The following is a 21,007-nucleotide window of genomic DNA, read 5'->3' on the forward strand; positions in this document are numbered from 1 at the left end:
TTTCCTGGATTGAAGAAAAGACAGGCATTGAATGTGTGAGTCAAGTTCGTTCTTATAAAGGGCTTATGGTGCATGTATTTGGAAAGCTGGCTGCGGCTCTGTTTTTCTGGAATTTTTTACGAGTTAGCTCTTAATTCACATTTGATCTATCCAGAATGTTTAAGGCAAACACTCAGGGCTGGATTAACTACTATGGTCGCTTTTACAAATCAGCCGTGTACCCGACATTGCGACATATTAACCGTAAACTCTGTTTATGGGCGACGAGGAAATACAAAAAGTTCAAGCACCACAGAAGACGTGCGGAATACAGACTTGGTTGCATTGCTAAAATGTATCCGAGTATGTTTCCGCATTGGATGACCTGGTTTAATGAATCCGGACATTCCAGTTAAGCTATTTTCTCTTAACTGGAATGTCCGGATTCATTAAACCAGGTCAGTTTGCCATCATGCTTCTTCTTCTGTACCCAACATTTTTCCTTGAAGGACTCTTCAAGTGCCATCAACTCACCTTTTTTACCGCCAGTCCCGTTCTGGCCCTGTAATGTCATATACAATCTATCAATTTCAGCTACTAAATTATCAAGTTCTTGTTTTACAGCAGTAATTTTATTACGCGTTTCGATGTCCTGTTGGCCAAGTGTAAAGATTCCCTTTAGCTCAGCCGATTGATTAAAGTTCTTCTCGACAAAATCGCGGTTGTATACCATCATTTGCAACTTTGTTCCGCCTTTCCAGGTTACCTTGCAAGTGGGGAACGCCATTTCCTCAGCAATCACGCGGGAAATAGTTGTCTTACCGGAACCATTCGATCCATAGATAAAATTAAATCTGGACAATTCATTTAGATTTTCTGAAATATCACCATAAGACGCTACGCCACTAATTTCAATTAACTCGATCATTTATCAAACCTCTGCGTATTTTCAATGGTTTGTAGCGTCTTAATCAGGTATAGTGAACTGGTTATTACTGCCATCTTCAAGTGCGGCCAGCTCCAACCCCTCAATCTCCTGCAACGACTTCCCCGCAATCCCCTGCAAATCCCCATACATCCCGACCGTTGCGCTCATTACCCGCTCGATCTGCTCTTGGCGCTTGGCCCATTGCTTCATGATGGCCTTGCGTTCCTTGTCGAGGTCTTCTTGCATGGTGGAGAAGGCTTCGACGATGGCTTCCACGCGCTGGCGGAAGCGAGGGCCTGTAAGGTACTGGTAGATCATTTCGGTCTTTGTCTGTTGGCCTTCGGAAGCTTGTCGGGTCAGGGCGAGTTCTAGCAGGGATTGACGCAGAATGGCCGCGACAGGCAGCGCGGCGCGGGTGTGCGTGACCCATACGCCCTCGATCATTTCAAAGGTCTCAACCCCTTTGGGTAAGGTCTGGGTGACAATGACAGCAATTTCCGCTTTGGCGGTGCGCTGGTCTTCACGCAATTTGGCGAGCCAAGTGTCGCTCCAGTTTTTGGTGCGTTTGGATTCCCATAATATGGTGCCACTGGACTGACCGGCAGTGCCGACGACGCGATGCAGCACGTCGCCGCCGAATTCACCCTTGGGCACGGGATCGATGGTATCAAAGGGAAATTTGGTGCGTAGCAGATTTTCCAGTTCCAGTTCGAGGACTTCGCCTTGCAATTGCTGCGAGCCTTGTTCGGCACGGCGTTTGAGTTCCTCGATCTGTTTCTGCATCGCGACAATGGTCTGCTCTTTTTCCAATACCTTGAGTTTTTGTGCTTCTTCGGCCTCCTTCCTCGCTTGCTCGCGTGCAGCGGTCAGACTTTCCTGCACCCGTTTTTCGACGGTGAGCTCCAGTTCGCGTTTGGCATCATCCAGCTCGCGCTGCTTCTTGATCAGCTCGGCCTGAGCCTTCTGCGCTTCGGCCAGCTTTTCGTTGCGCTGTTCCAGCAGTTGCTTGAGATCAGTCAATTCACGCGATTTCTGTTCCAGCTCATTCTCTGTGATCATTTTGGCTTTTTTGGCTTCTTCCGCCACGATGCGGGCGCGCGCTTGCTTCAATTGCTCGGCGAGCTTATCAGCCACTTGTTCATCAAGCTTGGCCTTTTCGTCAATAAGCTGCTTTTCCCGTTCGCGCATGGCCTGTTCACGCTTAGCAATATCGCTATTTTTTTGAGCCAACTGCTGCTCAAACTTCTGCTGGGTGGCCGCAATTAGCGGTGCTGCCAGTGATTCAGTTAGCTTAATTTCTGTCTGGCAGTTTGGGCAAATAATCGTCGGTTCGTTCATTGTTGTTGCTCCTATTTTTTTATTAGCTAATCACCCTGAAATAGCGCGACACGGACAAAATGGTTCTGCCGCCACCTGTGAATAAAATGCTTCATAATCGAGTCAAGTAAGGCACTCTTGCCAATTCCCAGGTAACGACAAATAGTCGTTGCGCATTGATCTGCTGGACTAACCCGAATATTTCATAAATTGGCACGTGCCCTCACTTGTCTTTTGATTAATAAGAAAGATTTTGCTCAGTCGGGTGTATGAATCACTACACCCCTCCTTCTCAAAACTTCCCTATTAATCAAAATCCTGCGTGATCATCACGCGAATTTATGAAATATTCGGGCTAACTGTGCTTCGAGTTCGACTATCAATGTATTACGTTTCGCCTCTACTTCATCCTGCCGATCAAACAATTCCCGCCGCAGTTTGTTGCGCTTCTGCTCAATTTCCCGTTGCTGCTTTTGCCAGTGGAGCTTTTCCTCCAGTGTGGGTGCGGTAGCAGCGGTGCACCGCACTTCCTTGATCTGGCGATCCAGCTCTTTAATTTCATTCTCCAGTCCCACTTTTAAATCATCTGCCCAGGCATCGAGCTTTTGCACTTCTTGCTCAAAATATTTCAGATTGCGGCGGTTGATGTGCTCGGTTAGTCGGTTCTTACGCTGTGTCAGATCGGCATGCAATACGGCTTGGTCGTTCGGCGTTGTATCGAGCCGAATTTGCTCTTGAGCCGGCAGGCGCAGTAGTTTCTCTGGATCGTCTTCTGGCAAGACGTGGCCATCCTTCGTGATCGCTGACACCACAAGACGTTGCTCTTTGCCACCGAGAGAATTATCGGTGAGCAATTCTACCGCAAGCCAACCGCTTGTGCCGCGCAACGGTCCCGGTCTTGCCCAAGCCAACTTCATCGGCAAGGATAACACTGCGCGACAAAGGATTCTGACAAGGGAAGAGCGCCGCCTCAACTTGGTGGGGATTCAAATCCACTTGAACGTCGGTCAGCGCAGCCGCAAGTTTCTCGACACTGTCAGGTGCACCACGACGAGTTAGCTCGTGTGCGTAGTAACGGTATGATGTGGGTTTGCCCTTATCGCTCACTCACGCACCGTTTCCCAGAATTTCTGCAATCGTTTGACGGACACTGGATAAGGCGTTTTCAGTTCCTGAGCGAATAGGGAAATACGCAACTCTTCGATTTGCCAGCGGAATTCGATCAGATTGGGGTCAATGATGCCTGCTTTGTGGTGCTTTTCCAGGCGCTGCAGGTATTGATTCCATAGTGCCGCGATACTGGCCGCATGCTGCCCATCGCGCGAGGGATTACCGGCATATTTGTCGAGCCGCAGGACCATGCCTTTCAAATAACGCGTGAGGTGCGGCAGTCGATCCCATGTAGTCGCATGCAGAAAACCAGGATAAATCAGGTTATTGAGCTGATCGTTCAATTCATTCTTGAGACGGGGGTTGCTGATCGTGGTAGCGGCGAGACGTTGTTTCAGTATCTGGTATTCCTGGGCAATGCCCTGAATGAGACGGGCGACAGCATCGGTCACGGGGCTGAGACGTAACCGTGCACGCTGTTTCTGTGCGGTAAATTCACTTTCGCTGCGTGGCAGCGGATCATCGCCAATGAAAGCCCGATCGCTGATAGCGTCGAGCATGTCCCGTTTGAGCGCCTCAGGATCGATCAGTGTGCTCAACTGTAAAATCGCTTGTTTGTGTCCAGGCAGGTTTTTTTCGAGCTGTTTCATCCTGTCTTTAAGGTCGAAGCTCAGTAATCGCCGTACGCCAGCGCGCATATTGCTTTCGGCCGTTTCACGGGTATCGAACAGGCGAATGGCGACATGGTCCGCCTGATCGACCAAAGCAGGATAACCTGTTATTTGCTTTCCCGCACGCGTGAACGCGATTTCCTCGGGTAGATCGCCAAAATCCCAGCGCGTGAGCAGGTCGCGCTCGATGCCGGTTTGTTCGGCTGCACCTGATCGGGCAAACGTCAGCTGGGCAGCCTGTCCAAGCTGCACCTGCAATTGCGCCAGATCGCGGCTCATGGCCAGTTCCTGCCCAGCATCGTCGATCACTTTGTAATTCATCTGTAGATGCAGCAGCAAAGGCTTATCATCCCAGCTATCGAACGGCACCTTGACGCCCGTTTTGGTCTGGATGAAGCGCGCCAGCGCTTCGGACAGCAGCATGACTTCACCTTGCGTTTCCTGATGTTCCAGAAACCGGGTCACATAGTCAGGCACAGGCACCAGATTCCGCCTGATTTGTTTGGGCAGCGCTTTCAGGTACCAGGTTATTTTTTCCCGCACCAATCCTGGCACCAGACTATCGAACTGGGCGGCATGCAGCTTGTTGAGAAGAGGTAATGGCACCGTGATGGTTACGCCATCCAGTATGTGCCCAGGTTCAAAGCGATAGCTCAAGGGAAACGCATGATCATGAATGCTAAGGGTTTCAGGAAATTGCACTTCGGTAATGCTGCCGGCTGCATGACGCATCAGGTAATCACGCGTGAGATACAGCATTTGCGGGTTGGTTTCCTCTGCCTGCTTGCGCCATTTCTCAAAAGCTGTCCCGCCATAAATATCTGCCGGGATAATGGCATCGTAAAACGCGAATATCTCCTGCTCATCGACCAGCACATCCTGCCGGCGCGCCTTGTGTTCGAGTTCTTCAATTTCAGCGATCAGCCGGCGATTGTGTTCAAAGAACGGCGCTTGGGTTACGTACTCGCCTGCTACCAGGGCATTGCGGATAAAGATTTCACGTGCTTCTTTAGGATTGATTCTGCCATACGCCACTCGCCGCTTCGGTACGATCGTCAGGCCATAGAGCGTGATGCGTTCATAAGCCGCCACCTGGGCAGGTTGCTTTTCCCAATGAGGGTCAAAATAATGTTTTTTACAAAGCCTGCCAGCAATGTTTTCCAGCCAGGAAGGATCGATGGTGGCTGCGCAGCGCGCATACAGTTTGGCGGTTTCGGTTAGCTCCGCTGCCACGATCCACTTGGGTCTGGCTTTTTTCAGTGTTGAACCCGGAAAAATCGAGAATTTGATGCCGCGCGCACCAAGATATTCGCCCTCACTTTCTGACTTGAAGCCGATGTTGCCGAGCAGGCCAGCCAGCAAGGCGCGATGAATTTCGTCATAGCTCGCTGGTACCTGGTTTGGCCTGAGTCCCAGTTCCATCACCAGCGTATGTAACTGTCCATGGATTTCACGCCATTCACGCATGCGGCGATGGGAAAGGAAATGCTCCTGGCACTCGGCGATGAGTTTCTTGTTGGATTTCTTATGCTTAAGCTGTTCATCAAAGAAATTCCACAATTTAAGAAAACCCATAAAATCCGAGCGCTCATCGCGGAAAGGCTCATGCGCACGGTCGGCTGCTTCCTGCCGCTCAAAGGGCCGGTCACGTGGGTCTTGCAGACTGAGAGCGGAAGCAATGATGAGCAGTTCGCTCAGGCAATTCTCCTGTTTTGCCGCCAAGATCATGCGGGCGATTTTTGGGTCGATCGGGAACTTGGCGAGCCGCCAGCCGATTGCGGTCAACGCATTGTTGTCATCCACCGCGCCGAGCTCTGCCAGCAGTTGATAACCATCGGCGATCATGCGCGGCAACGGCGGCTGGATAAACGGGAAGTTCTCTACATCGCCGATCTTGAGGGATTTCATGCGCAAAATAACGGCAGCCAGCGAGGAACGCAGAATTTCCGGATCGGTAAATTCCGGGCGCGCCAGATAATCATCCTCACCATACAGCCGAATACAAATGCCACTCATTACCCGGCCACAACGTCCGGCGCGCTGATTGGCGGAAGCCTGGGAAATTTTCTCGATCAGCAGCTGCTCGACCTTGTTGCGGTAACTGTAACGATTGACGCGCGCCAAGCCGGTATCGATCACGTAGCGGATACCCGGCACAGTCAATGAAGTTTCCGCCACATTGGTCGCCAGCACGATGCGCCTTGCATTACCGGGCTTGAATACGCGCTCCTGCTCGGCAAACGAGAGGCGGGCGAACAATGGCAGGATTTCCACCCCCGCCCCGCCACCCGGACGGCTAAAGGCATGCTTGCGCAAGGATTCAGCCGTTTCCCTGATTTCACGCTCACCGGGTAGAAAGATTAAAGTATCTCCTGCCCCCACGCGCATCAATTCATCGACCGCATCCATGATGGCTTGCTGCAGATCCAGCTCTTCCTCATCATCAGCAGCAGTCAGAGGACGATAGCGCATTTCTACCGGGTACAGCCTGCCAGATACTTCGATCACCGGCGCAGCGTCGAAATGCTGCGAAAAACGCTCTGCATCAATGGTGGCGGAAGTCACGATTAGTTTCAGATCAGGCCGCTTGGACAACAACTGCTTGAGATAGCCCAGCAGGAAATCGATATTGAGGCTGCGTTCATGCGCTTCATCGATAATAATCGTGTCATAGGCGCGCAGCAGTGGATCACCCTGCGTTTCCGCCAGCAGAATGCCATCCGTCATGAGCTTGATATAGGTATCCTTACTCACGCTGTCCGAGAAACGGACTTTATAGCCCACCGCATGACCCAGCGGACTATTAAGCTCAGTTGCGATTCGTATCGCTACGGTGCGAGCAGCGATACGGCGTGGTTGAGTATGTCCGATCAACCCGGCTACCCCACGCCCAAGCTCAAGGCAGATTTTGGGCAGTTGCGTCGTTTTGCCTGAGCCCGTCTCGCCACAAACGATCACTACCTGATTTGCTTGAATGGCGCGCGCAATTTCTTCGCGCTTGCCAACGACAGGCAACTCTTCCGGATAGGTCGGCTTGGGCAGATTGGCTAGACGCCGATCCAGATCAACTCCAGCAGAAGATGGCTTCATGAAAAACGAAATAACAAAACAAGAATAGGAACCAACAGTACGCTTGCAGGACTGAAGAAAACGCTAACGATGAAGAAAACAAAGCTTACCAACTACTTACTAACGATCACCGCTTCTTTCTGATTACTCAGTGTTCCCTGTTCGATAATGGCCACAGTCAATCTGGAAATCGCTACGCGCTTGCCAGTGGCTTCTTCGGTAATATCCGTCTGCCAGACCTGGGTGCGGCGGCCAATGTGTAATGGTGTGCACATCCCGATGACATTGCCTTGCGTGACGGCGCGAATATGGTTGGCATTGATTTCAAGCCCGACAGCACGATACTTTTCCGGATCGATCGTCATCCAAGCCGAGACGCTACCCAATGTTTCCGACAATACGCAACTCGCGCCACCGTGCAAAATCCCGAAAGGTTGCGTCGTCCGGTTATCGACCGGCATCCTTGCTTTCAGAAAATCCGGACCCATTTCAACAAAATGTATCCCGATATGCACGCCCATATTGGCATTGCGCAGCCCTTCCAGATAATCGAGTGTGTAATCCTTGAACCAAATCATGCTCACCAGCTCACCTTTAAATTAGATTGTTAAAAAAGTTGTATGCCGCAAACTTCGTGGGAGAAGCGCTAAATAATTAGCCGAGCAAGATGATCAGCGCTTCCTAAACTGAATATTATAAAGGCAATGGAATAACAGACATGCTGCTTTGTAGCTAACCCTGCTTCTTGGTTGCATGTAAGAATTTCCAGCATTGTTGATAGGATGCAGGAGAATACTGTAGTTGGGCATCTATAAACGTAGCCAATTAATCTTACCGAATCGCCAGGAGCTACAAAACCACTGGCCTGTCTGGAAGCTCATTTTCTCTTCCCTTCAACTCTGCAGGAAAATGTTTTTTCAGTTGATCATCAATTGCGCCAATTGCAGTCAATACACCTTTTTCAAATTGCCTCTTGCGGAAAGCTGCTTCCATCTCATGGCAAATCCTTTCCCATTCTACATGGCCCACTTTAGCGTATATTCCGCGATCGGCTACAATCTCCACATCATGATCCGCAAGCAGCAAATAAACCAGCACCCCATTGTTATGGTGCGTATCCCATACCCGTAGCAATGAAAAGATATCTATCGCCCGCTCCCGCGCAGATTGTCTTTTCAGCAGAGAGACCAAATTCAGTGAGGCTTCTACCGCAAATAAAATTTCACCATCATGATTCATCTCAGATTGCTTGATAGCCTGCTCAATTCTTGCCAGCGAAGCAGGGGGAAGTGCGCGCTTTACTGCTATTTGGCCGATAAAAAGATGCCGAATTATACGCATAAGACTCATTACCATCTCCCCGAAGCACCCCCACCACCAAAACCGCCCCCTCCCCCACGGAATCCTCCTCCTCCAAAACTGCCGCCACCTGGCCAGCTACTGCGTCCCCCTCGGTAAATCCCCCTACCCGTATTCTCAAATAAGCTCATAACAAAAATTACAATCGCAATAAGAATAGCGATTGCCAGGGAGGAAAAAATCAGCCAGACGATTGAGCCAGCGATGGTTCCCGTGACGGTAGCGCCCATCATGCGCCCAAACATAGCCTGCAATATTTTTCCAAGCACGAGAAACACAAGCAAAATGGGAATAATGTTATCCAGAATAATGCCCAATCCACTTGCTGCGCCTGTGCCACGCCTAGAAGAAGATGGAGGTAGCGGTTCACCTTCGATGACTTTTAAAATATGTTCAATACCCGTCCGCAGTCCAGCAGCAAAATCTCCTTGACGAAACGCTGGAACGATCAATTCATCGATAATCCGTTTTGCGATCGCATCAGGTAATGCGCCTTCCAGTCCATATCCTACTTCGATGCGCAACGTTCTGTCATTCTTGGCAACCAGAAGAAGGACGCCATCATCGACCCCTTTACGCCCAAGCTTCCACGCCTCAGCTACGCGTATTGAGTATTGTTCAATGGTTTCAGGTTGTGTCGTTGGCACGATCAATATGGCTACTTGGCTCCCTTTCTTGGTCTCAAAATCAGTTAACTTTTGTTCCAGTTGAGCAGCTTCACTCTTCGAAAGCGTGTAGGTTAAATCGGTGACGCGAGCTTTAAGTGGTGGAATCGCTACTTCAGCCAAAGAAAACGTGGCGAAAATACACAATATGACCACTATCAGCGGTTTAACACAGGTTTCAATAATTCTGGCAAGCATGCTGCTATTCAGCGCGAACGTAAAACTGTACTTATTATCTAGCTGGCACAGGTGCATCAAAATCAACCTTCGGTGCGATAGAGATTTCTTTTTCGTTCTCAACCGTAAAATTAGGTTTTACCTGGAAATCAAATAGCATTGCTGTAAGGTTGCTCGGAAATGAACGTACGGTCACGTTATATTCCTGAACCGCTTTGATATAGCGATTACGGGCAACGGCAATGCGATTCTCTGTACCTTCCAATTGGGCTTGCAAGTCACGAAAATTGGTATCCGATTTGAGCTGTGGGTAGTTCTCTACCACTATCAGTAAACGTGCAAGCGCACTCGATAATTCTCCCTGAGCACCCTGAAATTTAGTAAAAGCTTCCGGATCATTGATGAGTTCTGGCGTCGCCTGGATACCACTCACTTTCGAACGAGCGTTGGTCACACCCAGCAACACCTCTTTTTCCTGGGCAGCAAAGCCTTTGACCGTATTGACCAGATTTGGGATGAGATCTGCTCGGCGCTGGTATTGATTGACCACCTCAGACCAATTTGCCTTAATCTGCTCATCCGTGGATTGCAAAGTATTGTATCCGCAGCCACTTAAAGCTAGTGTGTAAAGCAATATCAGGTAAACCAGCAGTTTTTGCATAAACATCTCCTGAGAAAAATAGAATGCAAAATAAATAAAAATAATTTAAAAATTAAATCAACGCAACGTATCACTTCACGTAGATACCTTTGAACTTTGAAGTAAGGTAGCCTTGGTAACCTTACTTTACCCATTGCATGAATTTTGGATATACCCAATGGTACAATGCCTTCAATACCCAGGAGAACATTATGTATAGAATAAGTTTTTCTTCATTGCTAATTTTATTGCTGTTCAGCATATTTTCTTTAACAACTCATGCAGGTCAAGTGCCAAAACCTTTATTACCACTAACATTGGCAAATAAGATGGTAGCAGCAGCGATGCAACAATGTGAACGTGATGGTTTTCAGGTTTCCATTGCAGTTGTGGATAGAAGTGGTGTGGTACAGGCTCAAGTAAGAATGGATGGCGCCGGTGCGCATACCATCGAAAGCAGTTTTCGCAAGGCTTATACATCTGCCAGCTTGAAATTGCCAACCATGAAAATGGCACAGATTGCTGCCAAAGATCCTGAATTACAAGGCTTGCATCATATGGCCAACAATATTCTTCTACTAGGCGGTGGCTTACCTATCATTATCAATGGTGAGGTGGTAGGTGGAATTGGTGTGGGTGGCGCACCAGGTGCACATTTTGATGAAGTCTGTGCAGAAGCAGGCCTGAAAAGCATCCAAGAAAATAAATAATCTCGCTAGCTCCTGGGAATTTATAAGCTTAAATGATGGCTTGTTTCATTGACGCATCATGGCCAGTGCTCCATGCTTAACATGGGTTGTCGCAAAATTGGTTAACAAGCAATACAAAGAAAAAACTCTAGCTGTTAATGAGTATATTTCAATCGCTCGATACATGTTATTTCTCTCTCATCATAACCTGTGCTATCCTCGCTAGCTTCAAATAGATGACGTAAAGTTAGATTACAGGTAAAGACGCTAAATAGTGTTGCTAGCGCTACCTCGAGAAAACAACACGTACTGCATATCACATAATTTGTTATACCCATGGCTGCTGATCACTTTGACGTTATCATAGTAGGGGGTGGACCGGTTGGCATGGCGCTAGCCATTTGCCTGAATCAAAGAAAGGTCTCAACTTTGCTCTTGGAAGCCCAGGGGCTACCTGAACAAGTTCAAGATCCTCGCCCGCTGGCACTTTCGTATGGAAGTCATTTGATTTTGCAAAAATTAGGTGTCTGGGAAACATTGCAGCAAATAACTTTCATCAAAACAATCCATATCTCTAATCGCGGCCATTTTGGTCGTACCCTATTAACTTCAGAAGAAGCGGGCGTACCGACATTAGGATATGTGGTGAATTACCATGATTTATATCGATCAATGCATCAGTTGCTGCTAGATCATGGTGTTAATTATCAGACTGGCGCCATGGTCTCAAGACTAGCAGCAGGCGCTAAGCAAGCCCAAATTGAATATCAGCAAGCGGAAGAAAATAAACAAGCTACCGCAAAGCTGCTTGTACTGGCCGATGGAGGTCGGCTTGCTGCACAAATTGAAAGTATCAGTTACCATACACATGAATATCAGCAATGGGCGGTTGTTGCCAATGTGGAAACATCTATACCCCAGAATGGGGTAGCGTATGAGCGTTTTACCTCTGATGGGCCAGTAGCGTTATTGCCATCAGGGAACGGTTATGCTCTGGTATGGACTGTTCCTTCCTTATCCGCTAAAGAAATTCTTAGTCTTGATGACTCAACTTTCCTTTTACATCTGCAACATCACTTTGGTGATCGGCTTGGAAAGTTCGTTAGTTCTGGGGGGCGCTCAGGATTTCCTCTTGCGCTCAAACATGCTTCGCCTACTACGGCCACGCGAACGGTACTTGTAGGTAATGCCGCACAAACGCTACATCCAGTCGCTGGTCAGGGATTTAATCTAGGGTTACGCGATGCTTTGGAATTATTCAATGAGATTAATGGCTTATCATCTTTATCTACGCAAATAGGCACCTCTGAAATGCTGAAAGCTTATGAAAGCAAGCGTCGGATAGATAGAGATGCGGGGAAAATATTTACCCATTCTTTAGCAAAAATATTTACAAGCGATCTTCCCCTGATACAGACTTTCAGTAGCTTGGGACTAAGTGTATTAGATTGTTTACCACCCGTTAAACGATTTGTGGCACGCCGTATGATATTTGGCGTCAGAGGCTAATTTGTCGGATAATATGGCGCACTGTTTTTCAATTCTTTTCTTTAAGAAAATTACCTGATCTACCATTAATTTCTCATCATTCCAGTATCGAATTTGAGTCATACCATGCAAATTGGCCCCTATACTCTCAAGAACAAGCTGATAGTCGCACCAATGGCTGGTGTGACAGATCGCCCTTTCCGGCAACTTTGTAAGCGCATGGGTGCTGGCATGGCAGTCTCGGAAATGGTATCAAGCAATTCACTATTATGGGGATCAGAAAAGACGCGTCGACGCGCCAGTCATGAAGGAGAGGTCGCCCCTATTTCCGTACAGATTGCTGGTGCTGATCCCCAAATGATGGCTGATGCAGCGCGTTATAATGCCGATCAAGGCGCACAGATTATCGATATCAATATGGGTTGCCCTGCCAAGAAAATCTGTAATGTCATGGCAGGCTCCGCATTGTTGAAAAATGAAATGCTAGTTGGAAAAATTCTGGATGCCATTACGCATGCCGTAGATATTCCAGTAACCTTAAAAATCCGCACGGGTTGGGATACGCAACATAAAAATGCCGTGACTGTGGCACGTATTGCTGAAAATGCCGGAATACAAGCGCTTGCGATTCATGGACGAACACGTGCCTGTGCCTATCGTGGCGATGCTGAATATGACACCATTGCAGAAGTTAAAGCTTCCACTAAGATACCGGTTATCGCCAATGGTGATATTACTACGCCGGAGAAAGCGAAACAGGTCATTGAATATACTCATGCAGACGCAGTCATGATCGGACGTGCTGCGCAAGGAAGACCGTGGATTTTTCGAGAAATCGATTACTATTTCAGAACGGGTAAATCCCTGCCACCACCAGAGGTTACCGAGATTCATCATGTACTGATTGATCATCTGCATGCTCTTTACAATTTTTATGGAGAATATTCGGGCGTGCGCATCGCGCGCAAGCATATTTCTTGGTATACCAAAGGACTTATCGGTTCCGCTACATTTCGTCATACCATGAATCAGTTACAAACCACTGAAGAGCAATTGGCAGCAACTAACACTTTTTTCTATCAGCTTGCTAATTATGGACAAAGACTCACTTATACCGAAGATGAGGTAGTAATAGCTATATGAATACCTTTAATGATAATGAAATTGCCAGCTGTTTACGTAAATCGATTGAAGCCTATCTCAAGGATTTGGATGGCGAGAGGCCCTGTTCAATCTACGAAATGGTCATCCGTAGTGTCGAGAGGCCATTATTCGAGCTAGCTATGGAATATGCTGGAGGAAATCAAACCAAGGCAGCAGAGCTCCTTGGCATTAATCGAAATACGCTTCGCAATAGATTAGCTAAACAACGGATCAAATAAATTTTGTGAAATGACAATAAAACAAGCATTAATCAGCGTCTCAAATAAAACAGGCATTATTGAACTGGCTAAAAAGTTACACCAATTTGGAATTAATATTATTTCCTCAGGAGGCACGGCCAAATTATTGCAAGAAGCAGGCGTGGCGGTGACAGAAGTCAGTGAATACACAAGTTTTCCTGAAATGCTTGATGGGCGGGTAAAAACACTCCACCCCAAAATTCACGCAGGTATTTTATCCAGAATGGATCTGCCTGAACATCAGCAAGCTATACAAAAAGCTGGAATACCGCCGATTGAATTAGTGATCGTCAACTTATATCCATTTGCTGAAACTATCGCACGAGCTAACTGTACTCTTGAGCAGGCAATTGAAAATATTGATATCGGTGGACCCACCTTAATTCGGGCGGCTGCAAAAAATTATCAGCATGTGACAGTCATCACTGATCCTGATGATTACCCAGTCTTATTGGCTGAAATGGAATCAGGTAGTGGCACAGTAGAGCTAGCACGTCGTTTTCAGTTTGCACAAAAGGCTTTTTCACATACGGCTCGTTATGATAGCGCTATCAGTAACTACCTGACATCGATTGATTCCAGCAATCAACATCGATCATTTCCAGATTGCCTCAATCTTAATTTCAATATCATTCAATCTTTGCGCTATGGTGAAAACCCACACCAGGAAGCCGCTTTTTATCGTGATGCAATCGATCTCCCTGGAAGTCTTGCAAACTATACCCAGTTACAAGGCAAGGAATTATCTTATAACAACATCGCGGATACGGATGCAGCTTGGGAATGTGTAAAAACCTTTGACAGTCCTGCTTGCGTCATTGTCAAACATGCTAACCCCTGTGGGGTTGCTATTGCTGATACACCACTTGCCGCATATAAACTGGCCTTTGCAACTGATCCAACCTCTGCATTTGGCGGTATTATTGCCTTTAACCGTTCCGTTGATGCTGAACTGGCCGAGACAATTCTGAAACAATTTGTCGAGGTCATCATTGCTCCTGAAATTTCACTTGAGGCCAGCAAGATACTGAATCAAAAAGCTAATATCCGTATACTAACAGCTCCGCTCAAAATGCAACCTAATCGTTATGAGTTAAAACGGGTAGGTGGAGGAATATTGGTACAGACACCGGATAGCCTTAATATCACGGAAAATCAGCTCAAAGTAGTTACCCAGGCTCAGCCCACTCCCCAGCAGATTCAAGACTGCCTATTTGCTTGGCGTGTCGCAAAATTTGTCAAATCCAATGCCATCGTATTTTGCGCTCAAGGCCAGACGCTAGGCATTGGCGCCGGTCAAATGAGTCGAATTGATAGCGCACGCATTGCTTCAATTAAAGCTAATCATGCAGGATTAGATTTAATGGGCTCTATTGTTGCCTCAGATGCCTTTTTTCCCTTCCGAGATGGGTTGGATGTTGTCGTTCAGGCAGGTGCTAGGGTCGTTATTCAACCAGGAGGCAGCATTCGAGATGAAGAAGTGATTAAGGCAGCCGATGAGCACGGTATCGTGATGGTCTATACAGGAGTACGGCATTTTAGGCACTAAAGGGGGGGATTTACAAAAAATTACCCTTCAAATTACCGATATCTTCCTGCCTGACCTTATTAAATATTAGTCGAGTTGCTATTCCTTAGAAATTAAATATGAAATTACTCGTGATCGGAAGTGGCGGTAGAGAACATGCATTAGCTTGGAAATTAAATCAATCTCCACGTGTCCGCAAAGTTTATGTTGCACCAGGTAATGCAGGCACCGCACTCGAGCCAGGATTAGAGAATATTCCTTTCACTGCATTATCTGATCTTGTGGTTTTTGTCCAGAAAGAAAACATTGCGCTAACCATTGTGGGTCCAGAATCCCCTTTAGCCGATGGCATTGTCGATATTTTCCGCACCGCAGGTCTTAAGATCTTTGGACCTACTAAAAAGGCTGCGCAACTGGAAGCATCAAAGATTTTTTCTAAAACGTTCATGCAGCGTCATGGTATTCCAACCGCTGCGTATGCAAGCTTTGACAACCCATCTGAAGCTCATCACTATATTGAACAGAAAGAAGCCCCAATTATCATCAAGGCTAATGGTCTGGCGGCAGGAAAAGGTGTTGTTATTGCAACGACCCGTGCAGAAGCCCATGAAGCAATCGATACGATGCTGGTAGAAAATAAATTGGGGAAAGCAGGCACTCAAATCTTGGTTGAAGACTACCTTGAAGGAGAAGAGGCTAGTTTCATTGTTATGTCTGATGGCCGGAATGTATTACCACTCGCCACTAGCCAGGATCACAAACGTTTGTTAGATAATGATCAAGGACCGAATACAGGTGGCATGGGTGCTTATTCACCTGCTCAAATAATCTCACCTACACTCCATGCCAAGATTATGCGTGAAATTATCACTCCGACCATTCAGGGTATGGCACGTGATGGCGAACTCTACACCGGTTTTCTTTATGCCGGATTAATGATTACTCCACAGGGAGAAGTTAAAGTACTGGAATTTAACTGTCGCATGGGTGATCCAGAAACGCAACCTATTATGCTGCGACTGAAAACTGATCTCGCTATATTACTTGAGCACGCAGTTAATCAAACACTGGACAAAGTAGAAATTGAATGGGACCGGCGTACAGCATTGGGTGTTGTCATGGCTGCTGAAGGTTATCCAGGCGTGCCGCGAAAAAATGATGTCATCACTGGTCTAACTGAAATAATGACCAATCAAACATCTCCAGATGAATTTCATATATTTCATTCAGGTACTGTGCTAGGTGGCCAAGATAAGAATGAGATCTTAACGGCTGGAGGACGCGTATTGTGTGTAACAGCGTTAGGTGAAAATATCAAACTAGCTCATCACCGCGCTTACGATATCGCAAGCAAGATTCATTTTGAAGGATGCCAGATGAGGCATGATATTGGACATAAAGGAATGGAAAACTACGATAGATAAAAGACTTAAATCTTGGAACTTATATAGATTGCTATCTAGCCCGAATATTTCATAAATTGGCACGTGCCAATTTATGAAATATTCGGGGTAAGCGGCTCTTAATTTGTCAAATTAATTCTTAATCCAATCTGGCAGTTTTCCTTTTATTATTTCTTCTCAGAAAATTCAAATTTCTATATGTTTCATATGATTCAACTTAATCTACATTAAGTCTCAATTTATTTAATTCGAATACATCTTTATAAGCATAGGCAAATTGTGATAAGTAAATGGATAATACTGATTATTATTGCGCTATTAATTTACTGGGGTATCAAGAATCTCCAACGAGCGAGCAAACAAACTAGAAAATCAAATAATGAAATCGAAGATATGGTTTGTTGCGCACATTGCGGTCTACATATTCCGAGAAATGAGAGTATTGTTGCAGGAAAAAAATATTTCTGCAGCATCGATCATCAGAAATTGCATTTCAAATCAACACAATAACTTCATGACTCTCCTATACCTATTTCTTCATCGTCAAATTCTTTTTTTGTTATGCTCGCGCTATATCTTGCTGTGTCGAGGTCAAATAACCTAGCCCGAATATTTCATAAATTCGCGTGATGATCACGCAGGATTTTGATTAATAGGGAAGTTTTGAGAAGGAGGGGTGTAGTGATTCATACACCCGACTGAGCAAAATCTTTCTTATTAATCAAAAGGCAAGTGAGGGCACGTACCAATTTATGAAATATTCGGGCTAGATCAGATGATCTAAGACAATTTACGATTAGCCCAGAGCGCAGCAGTGAACAATAACATGGCGCCTGCCTGATGGGCTGCGGCAAGGGGTACGGGCACGACCAACAATAAAGTAGCAATCCCCAGACTGATTTGGACTGCCAGCATCATTAAAAGAAGATGACATGCCAATCGTTCAGAACTGGAAAGCGAGCATTTTCTTGTCTTGAACCAGAAAAGAGGCACAAGCAATGCCAACAACCAGGCGATCATTCGGTGATCAAACTGGACTGTTGCCATGTTCTCAAAGAAATTACGATACCATGGCTCCAGTACGAATAAGTCTGTTGGAATCAAATAGCCATCCATCAGCGGGAAGGTATTGTAAGCCAAACCAGCATGAATTCCGGCAACGAGACCACCAGACAATACCATGATAAAAATAAGCGTTGTAATCGATAAAGAAAATCGACGCAAACTTTGTAAGGTTGCTCTGTCTCGCTGAAGACTATTCTCAGATGACAATAATCCTGTTGCCACCCAGAACATGGCTGCATAAATAACGAAGGCAAGCCCCAAGTGTGCCGTTAAGCGATATTGACTGACATAAATATTGTCCACCAAACCGCTCATCACCATATACCAGCCCATTAAGCCTTGCAGGCCACCTAATGCGAAAATACCCAGTAATTTAAGACCGAGTTGGCGATTAACTTGTTTACGAATAACAAAATAAATAAAAGGAATAAAATACACTATTCCAATGGCACGCCCCAACAATCGATGAAAATACTCCCACCAGAAAATTCCCTTGAATTCATCCAAGGTCATCCCCTTATTAACCTCTTCGTACTGCGGGATTTGACGATATTTCTCTAGCAATACCTCCCAATCTTCCTGACTAAGGGGGGGAATCGTTCCAATAAGTGGTTGCCACTCAACAATGGACAAACCAGAGCCGGTGAGTCGTGTCACACCTCCAACAACTACCATGGCAAATACAAGGGCGCAACAAATAAATAACCAGATCGCGATGGGTTTTTGCATAATGATCAAATCAAAAATAAATCGAATTCAGTGGGCACCGGGATAAAGCAACTCATTAGCGAGCACGTAGCAAACGCTGCTTGTCACGCTCCCATTCTTTACGTTTTTCAGTTTCCCGTTTATCGTATTGTTTTTTACCTTTAGCAAGACCTATTTCAAGTTTAATTCTACCTGCTTTATAATGCATATCGAGAGGCACAAGGGTATATCCAGCACGCTCAACTTTACCAATAAGCCTTTTTATCTCTTCTGCATGTAGCAGTAGTTTGCGTGTACGTAATGGATCAGGATTGATATGGGTCGAAGCTGTGGGTAAAGGACTTATGTGGCTACCAATAAGATATAATTCACTACTGCGAATGATAACATAGGCTTCTTTTAATTGTACTCGTCCCGCACGAATCGCTTTGACTTCCCAACCTTCCAGAACAATGCCTGCTTCGAATTTTTCCTCGATAAAATAATCATGGAAGGCTTTTTTATTTTGAGCAATACTCATCTGGGAATATGACAGGAATAAAGGCAAATAAATAGATTTAAGAAATTATATTTAGTTTATCAGTTTTCCAGCTTAAGCTCAGACGAAAACAAAGGATTAATAATCTTATGGCAGAAATAGAAAAATCAGTACTAGTTGGCTACTCAGCAGGCCAAATGTTTAGATTAGTTGATACCGTTGAAAATTATCCAGAATTTCTGCCTTGGTGTGATGGGGCATCGGTTAAGCTTCAAAGTGATGAAATTGCGCATGCAACAGTCCATATTAATTATCATCACATTAAGCATAGCTTTACTACAGAGAATAAACGCTATCCTCCTGAACTGATTGAAATGAATTTATTAGATGGGCCATTTGAGCGTCTAAATGGTCATTGGCGTTTTATCCCTTTATCAGAAAATGCTTGTAAAATAGAGTTCCGCCTACATTATACGTTCTCTCATAAGTTGTTAGAAAAATTGATAGGACCCGTGTTTTATATCATTGCCAATAGTTTTGTAGAAGCTTTCGTAGAACGCGCTGAAGCAATTTATGGAACACACGACTGAACATATTGAAGTAGAAGTAGCATATGCACTCCCCCATCGTCAATTTATTAAACGGTTTGATGTACCCATTGGAACAACGATCGAGCAAGCTATTACCTTATCGGGAATTAAAGATATTTTTACTGAGATTGATCTGGAAATACAAAAATCCGGTATTTTCGGTAAATTAGCCAAGCTAGAAACTATTTTACAAAATGGCGACCGAATCGAGATCTATCGTCCCCTTCTTCTTGATCCAAAGGAAAAAAGAAGAAAGCGTTTAGAAGAAAAGATCGCAAAACAAAACCCATTCAATAATTAACAGTCACAACATCACACTGTTTCAACTAGCTTTTTCTGACACATATTTTTAATACCATCATTTGTGCCATCATTAGAAAAAATTACTAGCCAGATAAATCTGTGATAACCCAATTTTAAATTACCAAGCAATCACCGCCACATCCTCTTTTGTAACCGCCAAATCAATCAGATCTTCAGCTACTTGACGACGCCCTATGGGTGTGCCTGCTGCGTTTGAAAAGGCTATCCTGTTGGACATAATTCTGAAAGCCAGCTCTGCTACTGTCAAAGAACGAGCAGTGGCAATAGCGGCAAGCAATGGGACTGCAGTTTGCGGATCAGCAGTAAATGCTTTCGGCTTCTTTGACTTGCTGCGACCATGATTGAATTTCACATTCTGGATAGGAAATGCCCAGGGTCTATTGACGTTTTGAGATAAGTATTTCATAAATCGAAACAAACTCGTAATATTGAGGTTTCCACACCCCCAACAAAACAAGTTTGTGATGCCCCGATTGATGCTCAGTGATGCGTTCTAGTCGAAGCTAGAGAAGATTCTGCTTCAAGAAACCATTTATAACAAGTGCAATTTGCGCATGACAGTAGAAGGTATGTTGTATCGAATGCGGGTTGGTTGCCCGTGGCGAGACTTGCCGAAGGCTTTTGGGTGCTGAAATTCCATCTACAAAAGATTCAATGCGTGGTCATCCAGTAACAAGTGGGGCAGGATTTTCAAGGCGCTGACCATTGACTCGGATTGGGAATGGGAATGGGAATGGGAATTTATTGATGGCGGCTACGTTAAGGTACATCAGCATAGTTCGGGAGCGGTAGGTCAAGAAGCCGCAAGCCATCGGGAAAAGCCGTGTGCGGGGAATACCACGAAGATCCATTTGGTCGTTGATAGTTTATGGCTTGCCAGTTGAGTTTGAAATCACCGGCGGAGAAGTCAATGACTGTTCTACAGCACCCGATTTGATTGCCAGGTAACCTGATGCGGAAGTGATTATTGCGGATAAAGGCTATGCAGTGAGTATATACGGGAGCAGATAACGAAGAAGAGAACCAGGGCTGTGATCCCAAGAAAGTGCAATTCGGTAAAGGGTAATGCAGATATGGATTGGGGCTTGTATAGATATCGGCATTGGGTGGACGCTTTTGGCTAACATATACTGAATAGAATTTATAGGAATTAAAATCACCTTCCTCCTAATAAACCCTCGCTTTGCCAGGGGACATTTACTATCTTATTGCAGTCTAATCTTAAATCCTTACTGCACTACCCCCCTTTCCTACACCGTAATAACGATCTTTCCTATAGGATGATTCTGTTCAAGAAAATTCTGTGCGGTTGCGGCTTCTACTAGTACTCAGTCATTCTTGAAATGTCGGCTAAAGCTCCCCATACTCTCGAGCTTCAACGTAGAATGGAAGTGGGCCAATGGCAAAGAAATACAT

The 21,007-nt window shown here is 45.7% G+C and carries 21 protein-coding genes and 1 pseudogene; 11 read left to right on the top strand and 11 right to left on the bottom strand.

The window, feature by feature from the left end; genetic code table 11:
* The first annotated feature begins 155 nt into the window (after nt 1-155).
* Nucleotides 156-395 carry a group II intron maturase-specific domain-containing protein gene (locus BLP80_RS16695; RefSeq protein WP_090543569.1) on the top strand — a complete coding sequence of 80 codons (240 nt, stop codon included), beginning with the start codon at nt 156-158 and terminating at the stop codon, nt 393-395.
* Between the two features lie 11 nt (nt 396-406).
* Here BLP80_RS16695 and BLP80_RS12070 read toward each other — a convergent pair whose 3' ends face one another.
* The 8 genes from BLP80_RS12070 to BLP80_RS12105 form a co-directional block, all read right to left on the bottom strand.
* Complete coding sequence (locus BLP80_RS12070; protein ID WP_090543572.1) at nt 407-907, bottom strand: AAA family ATPase; 501 nt, start codon at nt 905-907, stop codon at nt 407-409.
* A gap of 39 nt (nt 908-946) precedes the next feature.
* On the bottom strand, nt 947-2,245 hold the full coding sequence (locus BLP80_RS12075) for a DUF2130 domain-containing protein (protein WP_090543574.1): 1,299 nt from the start codon (nt 2,243-2,245) through the stop codon (nt 947-949).
* Nucleotides 2,246-2,553: 308 nt separating this feature from the next.
* Nucleotides 2,554-3,147 carry a hypothetical protein gene (locus tag BLP80_RS12080; RefSeq protein WP_143002289.1) on the bottom strand — a complete coding sequence of 198 codons (594 nt, stop codon included), beginning with the start codon at nt 3,145-3,147 and terminating at the stop codon, nt 2,554-2,556.
* Between the two features lie 180 nt (nt 3,148-3,327).
* Nucleotides 3,328-7,095, bottom strand: a complete 3,768-nt coding sequence (gene hrpA, locus BLP80_RS12085) for an ATP-dependent RNA helicase HrpA (protein ID WP_090543578.1) — start codon at nt 7,093-7,095, stop codon at nt 3,328-3,330.
* Nucleotides 7,096-7,187: 92 nt separating this feature from the next.
* Nucleotides 7,188-7,652 carry a hotdog fold thioesterase gene (locus BLP80_RS12090; RefSeq protein ID WP_090543581.1) on the bottom strand — a complete coding sequence of 155 codons (465 nt, stop codon included), beginning with the start codon at nt 7,650-7,652 and terminating at the stop codon, nt 7,188-7,190.
* Nucleotides 7,653-7,923: 271 nt separating this feature from the next.
* Entirely contained in the window at nt 7,924-8,424 is a 501-nt protein-coding gene (locus BLP80_RS12095) for a TPM domain-containing protein (RefSeq protein ID WP_090543583.1), read from the bottom strand.
* Entirely contained in the window at nt 8,424-9,296 is an 873-nt protein-coding gene (locus BLP80_RS12100) for a TPM domain-containing protein (protein WP_090543586.1), read from the bottom strand. The genes BLP80_RS12095 and BLP80_RS12100 overlap by 1 nt, the downstream gene beginning before the upstream one ends.
* A gap of 34 nt (nt 9,297-9,330) precedes the next feature.
* Complete coding sequence (locus tag BLP80_RS12105) at nt 9,331-9,936, bottom strand: LemA family protein (RefSeq protein ID WP_090543588.1); 606 nt, start codon at nt 9,934-9,936, stop codon at nt 9,331-9,333.
* A 137-nt stretch (nt 9,937-10,073) separates the two neighbouring features.
* Here BLP80_RS12105 and BLP80_RS12110 point away from each other — a divergent pair, with 137 nt between their 5' ends.
* The 7 genes from BLP80_RS12110 (at nt 10,074) to BLP80_RS16700 (ending at nt 16,936) form a co-directional block, all read left to right on the top strand.
* Complete coding sequence (locus BLP80_RS12110) at nt 10,074-10,625, top strand: GlcG/HbpS family heme-binding protein (RefSeq protein ID WP_256325085.1); 552 nt, start codon at nt 10,074-10,076, stop codon at nt 10,623-10,625.
* A 315-nt stretch (nt 10,626-10,940) separates the two neighbouring features.
* Complete coding sequence (locus BLP80_RS12115) at nt 10,941-12,113, top strand: FAD-dependent monooxygenase (protein WP_090543592.1); 1,173 nt, start codon at nt 10,941-10,943, stop codon at nt 12,111-12,113.
* 105 nt (nt 12,114-12,218) lie between these two features.
* Entirely contained in the window at nt 12,219-13,235 is a 1,017-nt protein-coding gene (gene dusB, locus BLP80_RS12120) for a tRNA dihydrouridine synthase DusB (RefSeq protein ID WP_090543594.1), read from the top strand.
* Nucleotides 13,232-13,474 (top strand): helix-turn-helix domain-containing protein, encoded by a 243-nt coding sequence (locus tag BLP80_RS12125; RefSeq protein ID WP_090543596.1) that lies wholly within the window; start codon nt 13,232-13,234, stop codon nt 13,472-13,474. The genes dusB and BLP80_RS12125 overlap by 4 nt, the downstream gene beginning before the upstream one ends.
* Nucleotides 13,475-13,484: 10 nt before the next feature.
* Entirely contained in the window at nt 13,485-15,044 is a 1,560-nt protein-coding gene (gene purH / locus BLP80_RS12130; protein WP_090543598.1) for a bifunctional phosphoribosylaminoimidazolecarboxamide formyltransferase/IMP cyclohydrolase, read from the top strand.
* A 98-nt stretch (nt 15,045-15,142) separates the two neighbouring features.
* Nucleotides 15,143-16,447 (top strand): phosphoribosylamine--glycine ligase, encoded by a 1,305-nt coding sequence (purD, locus tag BLP80_RS12135; RefSeq protein WP_090543600.1) that lies wholly within the window; start codon nt 15,143-15,145, stop codon nt 16,445-16,447.
* Nucleotides 16,448-16,705: 258 nt separating this feature from the next.
* Nucleotides 16,706-16,936: a PP0621 family protein gene (locus tag BLP80_RS16700; protein ID WP_371128828.1), complete on the top strand. Its 231-nt coding sequence runs from the start codon at nt 16,706-16,708 to the stop codon at nt 16,934-16,936.
* 270 nt (nt 16,937-17,206) lie between these two features.
* Here BLP80_RS16700 and BLP80_RS12140 read toward each other — a convergent pair whose 3' ends face one another.
* Both BLP80_RS12140 and smpB read right to left on the bottom strand, forming a co-directional pair.
* A complete protein-coding gene (locus BLP80_RS12140) occupies nt 17,207-18,220 on the bottom strand; it encodes a COX15/CtaA family protein (protein WP_090543602.1) in 1,014 nt (337 codons plus the stop codon).
* Nucleotides 18,221-18,275: 55 nt separating this feature from the next.
* On the bottom strand, nt 18,276-18,719 hold the full coding sequence (gene smpB, locus BLP80_RS12145) for an SsrA-binding protein SmpB (protein ID WP_090543604.1): 444 nt from the start codon (nt 18,717-18,719) through the stop codon (nt 18,276-18,278).
* Between the two features lie 107 nt (nt 18,720-18,826).
* Here smpB and BLP80_RS12150 point away from each other — a divergent pair, with 107 nt between their 5' ends.
* Both BLP80_RS12150 and BLP80_RS12155 read left to right on the top strand, forming a co-directional pair.
* The gene (locus BLP80_RS12150) at nt 18,827-19,267 is read left to right on the top strand and encodes a type II toxin-antitoxin system RatA family toxin (RefSeq protein WP_090543606.1); all 441 of its coding nucleotides are present in this window, start codon (nt 18,827-18,829) and stop codon (nt 19,265-19,267) included.
* Nucleotides 19,251-19,568: an RnfH family protein gene (locus BLP80_RS12155; RefSeq protein WP_090543608.1), complete on the top strand. Its 318-nt coding sequence runs from the start codon at nt 19,251-19,253 to the stop codon at nt 19,566-19,568. The genes BLP80_RS12150 and BLP80_RS12155 overlap by 17 nt, the downstream gene beginning before the upstream one ends.
* A gap of 120 nt (nt 19,569-19,688) precedes the next feature.
* On the opposite strand, the gene BLP80_RS12160 is transcribed toward BLP80_RS12155, so the two are convergent.
* Complete coding sequence (locus BLP80_RS12160) at nt 19,689-19,997, bottom strand: hypothetical protein (RefSeq protein WP_090543610.1); 309 nt, start codon at nt 19,995-19,997, stop codon at nt 19,689-19,691.
* Between the two features lie 106 nt (nt 19,998-20,103).
* On the opposite strand from BLP80_RS12160, the pseudogene BLP80_RS16375 reads away from it, so the two are divergent.
* A pseudogene (locus BLP80_RS16375) lies at nt 20,104-20,703 on the top strand (IS5 family transposase); the annotation flags it as partial.
* Nucleotides 20,704-21,007 lie beyond the last annotated feature (304 nt).

It is taken from the genome of Nitrosomonas sp. Nm132 (assembly GCF_900100485.1).
GTDB lineage: Bacteria > Pseudomonadota > Gammaproteobacteria > Burkholderiales > Nitrosomonadaceae > Nitrosomonas.